Origin of the sequence: Sphingomonas sp. ID1715 (assembly GCF_013044515.1) — a bacterium.
In the GTDB taxonomy this organism is placed as follows: domain Bacteria; phylum Pseudomonadota; class Alphaproteobacteria; order Sphingomonadales; family Sphingomonadaceae; genus Sphingomonas_B.
This window is the reverse complement of the sequence record NZ_JABEPR010000009.1, coordinates 51,112-57,319: the sequence shown is the minus strand read 5'-3', so window position 1 is coordinate 57,319 and position 6,208 is coordinate 51,112. Positions and strand designations below refer to the sequence as shown.

6 protein-coding genes and 1 pseudogene are annotated in these 6,208 nt (G+C 66.9%); 5 read left to right on the top strand and 2 right to left on the bottom strand.

What is annotated here, in order from left to right; translation table 11 throughout:
* Together HJG53_RS16670 and HJG53_RS16665 are read left to right on the top strand one after the other, a co-directional pair.
* Window positions 1-391: DUF736 family protein (locus tag HJG53_RS16670; RefSeq protein WP_171132330.1), on the top strand; the 391-nt coding region annotated here is incomplete at its 5' end.
* Between the two features lie 134 nt (window positions 392-525).
* Window positions 526-1,650: a hypothetical protein gene (locus HJG53_RS16665; RefSeq protein WP_167539654.1), complete on the top strand. Its 1,125-nt coding sequence runs from the start codon at window positions 526-528 to the stop codon at window positions 1,648-1,650.
* Window positions 1,651-1,860: 210 nt separating this feature from the next.
* On the opposite strand, the gene HJG53_RS16660 is transcribed toward HJG53_RS16665, so the two are convergent.
* Complete coding sequence (locus HJG53_RS16660; protein ID WP_019054552.1) at window positions 1,861-3,141, bottom strand: SulP family inorganic anion transporter; 1,281 nt, start codon at window positions 3,139-3,141, stop codon at window positions 1,861-1,863.
* Between the two features lie 2 nt (window positions 3,142-3,143).
* Window positions 3,144-3,452, bottom strand: coding sequence for a helix-turn-helix domain-containing protein (locus tag HJG53_RS16655; RefSeq protein WP_043146178.1), 309 nt, complete (start codon window positions 3,450-3,452; stop codon window positions 3,144-3,146).
* Between the two features lie 179 nt (window positions 3,453-3,631).
* On the opposite strand from HJG53_RS16655, the gene HJG53_RS16650 reads away from it, so the two are divergent.
* The 3 genes and pseudogenes from HJG53_RS16650 to HJG53_RS16640 all read left to right on the top strand — a co-directional run bounded on the left by HJG53_RS16650 (window position 3,632) and on the right by HJG53_RS16640 (window position 6,201).
* Entirely contained in the window at window positions 3,632-5,452 is a 1,821-nt protein-coding gene (locus HJG53_RS16650) for a phosphoenolpyruvate carboxykinase (GTP) (protein ID WP_019054550.1), read from the top strand.
* 15 nt (window positions 5,453-5,467) lie between these two features.
* Complete coding sequence (locus tag HJG53_RS16645; RefSeq protein ID WP_019054549.1) at window positions 5,468-5,776, top strand: alkylphosphonate utilization protein; 309 nt, start codon at window positions 5,468-5,470, stop codon at window positions 5,774-5,776.
* A 170-nt stretch (window positions 5,777-5,946) separates the two neighbouring features.
* Window positions 5,947-6,201 (top strand): annotated as a pseudogene (locus HJG53_RS16640) (DUF2171 domain-containing protein).
* The last annotated feature ends 7 nt before the right edge of the window (window positions 6,202-6,208 follow it).

The window sequence follows — 6,208 nt, the reverse complement described above, 5'->3', positions numbered from 1 at the left end:
GGTGCAGGTGGGTGCGCTGTTCGAGCTGTTCTCGAACGGCACGGGCGAGGCGTTCCTCAACGGCAAGATCGAGGACCCGAGCCTGGCCGCGCCGCTCTACGTGTCGGCGTTCCGCCAGGAGGACGGCAGCTACAACGTCGTCTGGTCGCGCCCGACGCGTCGCCGCGATCTCGCCGCGGAGATGGCGCCCAAGGCCGACGAGGGCCTGCCGCCGCTGCCCGGCGCCGACGAGACCGCCGGCCCCGCCACCCAGGGCGCCGAGGCCGGCCTCGGCCAGTCCTCCGCCGAACATGCCTTCGGTGGCGAGCCCCAGGAAGGCGGTCGCCGCCAGCGCAAGCCGCACGGTTCCGAGGCCGCCGAACCGGCCGAAACCGCCGACGCGACCGCCTGACGCGATCCATCTCCCCCGCCGCGCCCAGCCTCCGGGCGCGGCCCCTTGCAGGGTCCGTTTCGCACGTCGCGAAGCGGGCCCTGTCTCTTTTGACAGCGCGCACCCGCACGCCGACCAACAGCGAGGATCCCTCCATGCCTTCACTTGCCCAATCCAGTCTCCCGACCCGATCGCCCCACGACTTGTGCGGCCTCACTGCCGACTTCGTCGCGCTCACCAGCGCCGAGATCGTTTCCGCCGAGGGTAGCGTGGGCAAATTCTGGGCCGGTGACGGCAGCCGGGAATGCATGCTGGATGACGATTGTCTGGTTGCTCGCCATGTTGTGCCCTTCGCGAGCTATCCCTGGCACGTCTGGCACCACATCGCCGCCGAAATCCTCGGCGGCGCCTATGACCTGCGGGACGCCTCGCAGATCGAGCGACTGATCCAGCTCCGTGGCCTGTTTCCGCGCGACGGCGCGTCGGCCCCGCACTGGATCGCGCTCGACCAGACCGATCTCGCGACCTTGCTGGAACGCCAAGAGCATCCGAATAGCGAAACGGCCCAGCTTTCCCGTCTGCGCCTCGATGGTCTCGATGCGGGTCTCGGCCTTCCCGCACCCGAATATTATGTCGATGCGCGCGAGATTTCCCGAGAGACCTGGGAATCGATCTCGCACCTGACCTTCGATCAGGCTTTCGCCGATCCGGAAGGCCGGCCCTACGACCTGATCTTCGACAGGCCTGACCTCACCACCGGACACGCGTCCGGCCTGGCCTTCGCGGCGCTTCACGAACTGCAAATCGTGTTGACGGAGGAAAGGCCCGTGCCCCCGGAGGATGGCGACTTCCAGAGCGATGCGATGTTCGAGACCTTTACGGCGAAGCTGGCGGATATGATCGCAGCCGCGCCCGCCTGTCTCGCCCTTGCCCATGGCGATACCAACGGTCGGATCGCCGCCGCAATCGACTTCGTGGACCAGCGCTGCCCAGGATGGTCCGAGAACTTTTCCACGTCGCCCTCTGGCGGTGAGCTTCGTCCCGTTCCTCTCGCATGGAGCCGGCAGATCGCAATCGCGGGCCTGCGTGATGCGTCCGGCGAACATGCCCTCGTGCAGAACGCTGACGAAGTCCCCGCCTCCTACGCCATCTATGCTGAACGCCATGATGGCTCCCTGGAATGGCTCGGAACGGCGTCCACCATTGCCGATGCGACGCGTCTCACAAGCGCGATCGGATCGGCCTCGGCACCGCGTATGCTCTCCGCATTGACCGATTGAACCCTTTGACCGCGACGCGGTCGCTCAATGGCGCTCACGGCCCGAACCTGGTCCCACCGCTTCTTCCGCCCTCCAACATGCTCCCCGACGTGCCCGGTCCCGCGCCTCCCGGCCGCGCACGACCCTTGAGGGCCTGCCTCGCACATTCCCCGCGAGGCAGGCCCTGTTTTTGTTCTGCGGGCAAGCCACTTGCTCCGCACCGTCGCACCTTCAATCGCCCTCCTGCGGGACCCTTCGCCGGACGATCGCCAGCAATGCGGCGACGACACACCCCGCGACGATCCCGAATGTCAGGTCCTTCACCAGGGTCAGGCCGAAGGTCGCGAGCAGCACCGAGGCCGTGGGCCAGCTACGGATCAGGCGCAGGAATTCGGCCTTCTCGGCCATGTTCCAGCACACCACCAGCAGGACGCCGGCGAGCGCCGAGAGCGGTACATAGCGCGCCAGCGGCGCAGCCACGAGCATGAAGAGCAGGACGAACAGCGCATGCAGCATGCCCGACACCGGGCTGATCGCGCCAGCCCGGATGTTCGTCGCGGTTCTCGCGATCGTGCCGGTGACGCTGATCCCGCCGAACAGGGCTGAGACGATGTTGGCGAGACCCTGCGCGACCAGCTCCATGTTGGAGCGATGCTTGCGTCCGGACATGCTGTCGGCGACCTTGGCCGACAACAGGCTCTCGACGCCGCCCAGCAGGGTGAACGAGAGCGCCGACGGCAGGAGCTGCAGCACCAGCGCCCATGACATCTCCGGTGCCTGCGGCGTCGGCAAGCCGCGCGGGATATCGCCGAAGCGGCTGCCGATCGTCTCGGCCGGAAGCTGCATCCATGCGGCGGCGATGGACGCCAGCACCACCGCGATCAACATGCCGGGCCAGTTGGGCCGATACCGGCGCAGCACGAAGATCAGCGCCGCCGAGCCGAGGCCCAGCACCGCCGCCGCAGGCGTCGCCGTCGCTGCCGCCTTGCCGAGCGCCAGCAGCTTGGGGATCAGCGGGCCGGGTTCCGCGCCCGCGAGATGCAGACCGAACAGATCCCGGATTTCGCCTGAGAAGATCGTCACGGCAATGCCGCAGGTGAACCCCACGGTCACGGGATGGGGAATGTGGCGGATCAGCGAGCCGAGGCGCGAAAGCCCGATCAGCGTCAGCATCGCGCCCGACAGCATCACGGTCACGAGCAGCCCGTTCAGACCGAACTTCGTCGTCGTGGCAGCCACCAGAACGATGAAGGCCCCCGCGGGTCCCCCGATCTGGTAGCGGCTCCCACCCAGCGCCGAGACGAGGAACCCGCCGATGATCGCTGTATATAGCCCTCGCTCGGGCGACACGCCGGAGGCTACGGCGATCGCCATCGACAGAGGCAGCGCCACGATCGCCACCGTCACCGCAGCGAGCACGTCCTTGCGCAACGACGAGAGGGAATAGCCTTCGCTCAGGGCCGTGACGAGCTTCGGCCGGAAGAGATGGGCTGTCGCCGTACCGTCAGGCATGCCTACGCCGCCGATGCATTGTCCTGCGTGCGCCGCACGGGCTCGCGCAAGGTCGGGCTGGTGGGATCGCGCAGCCGGACACCCCGCCCGCCGCTCGCGCTGATGCTATTCTCCCGGATCAGCTCGATCCCCTCGCGCTCAAGCGCATCGACCACCTTGGTCAGCGTATCCACCACGCCCCGGACATAGCCATCGCTGGTCGCTTCCATGCGCTGGATCGTTGGCAGCGAGACGCCGGCGCGCTCGGCGAGCGTGCGCTGGTCGATTCCGAGGAGCGCGCGCGCCGCGCGAAGCTGAGCTGGGGTGAGCATCGCCATGATGTAAAATACATCAGGAATGACGTCAAGGATTGCTCAGAAGCGAGGCTGACTATCTGAATAGCGATCCTAAACTTGCATCTGGCGTCCTCAAACTGCTAACGAACCGGGCATCAACCCCCTCGCAAACCGCGCGCGCTTGCCGCGACGCCCCAGTTATTCGGAGAGTTTCGATGTCGGACGCCCTTATCGCTGAAACGCTGGCGGCTCCGACTCGCCATCGCCGCCTCGCTGCCTGGGTCGACGAGATCGCCGCCCTCACCAAACCCGACCATATCCACTGGTGCGATGGCTCCGAGGCCGAATGGCATGCCCTGACCGAGCAGCTGGTCGCGGCCGGAACCCTGCGCCGCCTCGATCCCGCGAAGCGCCCCAACTCCTTCTGGGCCGCCTCGGACCCGCGCGATGTCGCGCGCGTCGAAAGCCGCACCTTCATCTGCGCCGAAAACGAGGCCGACGCCGGACCGACCAACAACTGGCGCGCGCCGGACGAGATGCGCGGCACGCTCAAGGACCTGTTCGACGGCTGCATGCGCGGGCGCACCATGTATGTCGTGCCCTTCTCCATGGGCCCGATCGGCTCGCCGATCAGCGCGCTCGGAGTGGAGATCACCGACAGCCCCTATGTCGTCCTCTCCATGCGCGTGATGACGCGGATGGGCACGCCCGCGCTCGACGCCTTGGGCGAGGACGGCGAATTCGTGCCCGCGGTCCATTCGGTCGGCGCGCCGCTCGCGCCCGGCGAGGCCGACGCCGCCTGGCCCTGCAACGAGACCAAATATATCGTCCACTTCCCCGAGACGCGCGAAATCTGGTCCTATGGATCGGGCTATGGCGGGAACGCCCTGCTCGGCAAGAAATGCTACGCCCTGCGCATCGCCTCGGTCATGGCCCGCGACGATGGCTGGCTTGCCGAGCATATGCTCATCCTCAAGCTGACCTCACCCGAGGGCCGCGTGCATTATGTCGCCGCCGCCTTCCCTTCGGCCTGCGGCAAGACCAACCTCGCCATGCTGCAGCCGACCATTCCGGGCTGGAAGGCCGAGACCATCGGCGACGACATCGCCTGGATGCGCTTCGGTGACGACGGCCGGCTCTACGCGATCAATCCCGAGGCCGGATTCTTCGGCGTCGCGCCGGGCACGAGCGCGACCACCAACGCCAATGCGCTCGCCAGCCTCGACGCGAACACCATCTTCACCAACACAGCGCTCACCGCCGATGGCGATGTCTGGTGGGAGGGCCTCACCAAGGAGCCGCCCGCCGGGCTGACCGACTGGCGCGGCCAGGCCTGGTCTCCCGATCTCGGCACGCCGGCTGCCCATCCCAATGCGCGCTTCGCCTGCCCCGCGGGGCAATGCCCGGCAATCGCGCCCGAATGGGAGGACCCCAGGGGCGTTCCGATCTCGGCCATTCTCTTCGGCGGCCGCCGAGCGACGACCGCTCCGCTCGTCACCGAGGCCTTCGACTGGCAGCACGGCGTGTTCCTGGCCTCCAACGTCGCGTCCGAGGGCACGGCCGCGGCCGAGACCAAGATCGGCGACGTGCGCCGCGATCCCTTCGCGATGCTGCCCTTCTGCGGCTATAATATGGGCGACTATTTCGCCCACTGGCTAAAGCTGGGCGCGGAGGCGTCGGACGCGGCCAAGCTGCCGCGCATCTTCTACGTCAACTGGTTCCGCAAGGATGTCGACGGCCGTTTCCTCTGGCCCGGCTTCGGCGACAATGCCCGCGTCCTCAAATGGATCGCCGATCGCCTGGACGGGCGCGTCGAGGCCGAGGACAAGGCCATCGGCCGCCTTCCCAGGATGGACGACCTCGATCTGGCGGGACTCGATCTCTCCGACGCAGCCGTGGCAGCCCTCCTCGCCGTCGATCACGACGAATGGCGCGCCGAGGCCGAGCGCATCCGCCGCGACTATGCACGCTTCGGCGACCGCCTGCCCGCGGCGCTGACCGCCGAACTCGGCGCGCTCGAAGCGCGTCTGGCCTGAAGGGCGCGACCGACCATGACCGATACCAGCGACGACTATGTCTATGACGAAGCCTCCGGCGAATGGATCAGTCCGGCCGAGGCCGCCGCGAATGCCCACGCCGCCGAGGCGATCGAAGTGCGCGATTCCGTCGGCAACCTTCTCGCCGATGGTGATAGCGTCATCACGATCAAGGATCTCAAAGTGAAGGGCGCAGGCCAGACCCTGCGCAAGGGCACCGTGATCAAATCGATCCGACTCACCGGCGACGCCCAGGAGATCGACTGTCGATACGATGGAATCAAGGGGCTGGTCTTGCGCGCAGAATTCGTCCGCAAGCATTGAACGGACGAGTACCGTTTGCCTTGGACAATTTGCCCCGCAATGCGGGACATTCTGTCGTTCGCCTGCGTTGAGCATCGCCGCATGTCGCTGACTATGCACGTGCATCGCTGGATCATGCCGGTGGCATGAGAGTTGCTTCGCGACCTCCGCCAATCAAGGAGAAACTAGCGATGGCTCACGACATCAAGGAAGGCATGGAAATCATCGGCGCCGATGGCGTCCATGTCGGCACCGTCGATCGTCTCGAGGGCGACCGGATCTAGCTCGGGAAACATGACAGCCACGGCGCCCACAGCGGCCACCACCACTATATCAGCATCGGCCTGGTCGCCGGTGTCGAAGGCGACCGCGTCCGCCTCTCCGCCAACGCCGACGTCGCGCTCTCCTTCGAAGAAGAAAAGTCCGGAAAGCCCGTCCAGGACTAGACCCGTT

Coding starts and splice junctions, on each gene's coding strand:
- HJG53_RS16650 (WP_019054550.1), top strand. CDS start 3,632: ATGTCGGACGCCCTTATCGCTGAAACGCTGGCGGCTCCGACTCGCCAT.
- HJG53_RS16645 (WP_019054549.1), top strand. CDS start 5,468: ATGACCGATACCAGCGACGACTATGTCTATGACGAAGCCTCCGGCGAA.
- HJG53_RS16660 (WP_019054552.1), bottom strand. CDS start 3,141: ATGCCTGACGGTACGGCGACAGCCCATCTCTTCCGGCCGAAGCTCGTC.
- HJG53_RS16655 (WP_043146178.1), bottom strand. CDS start 3,452: ATGCTCACCCCAGCTCAGCTTCGCGCGGCGCGCGCGCTCCTCGGAATC.
- HJG53_RS16665 (WP_167539654.1), top strand. CDS start 526: ATGCCTTCACTTGCCCAATCCAGTCTCCCGACCCGATCGCCCCACGAC.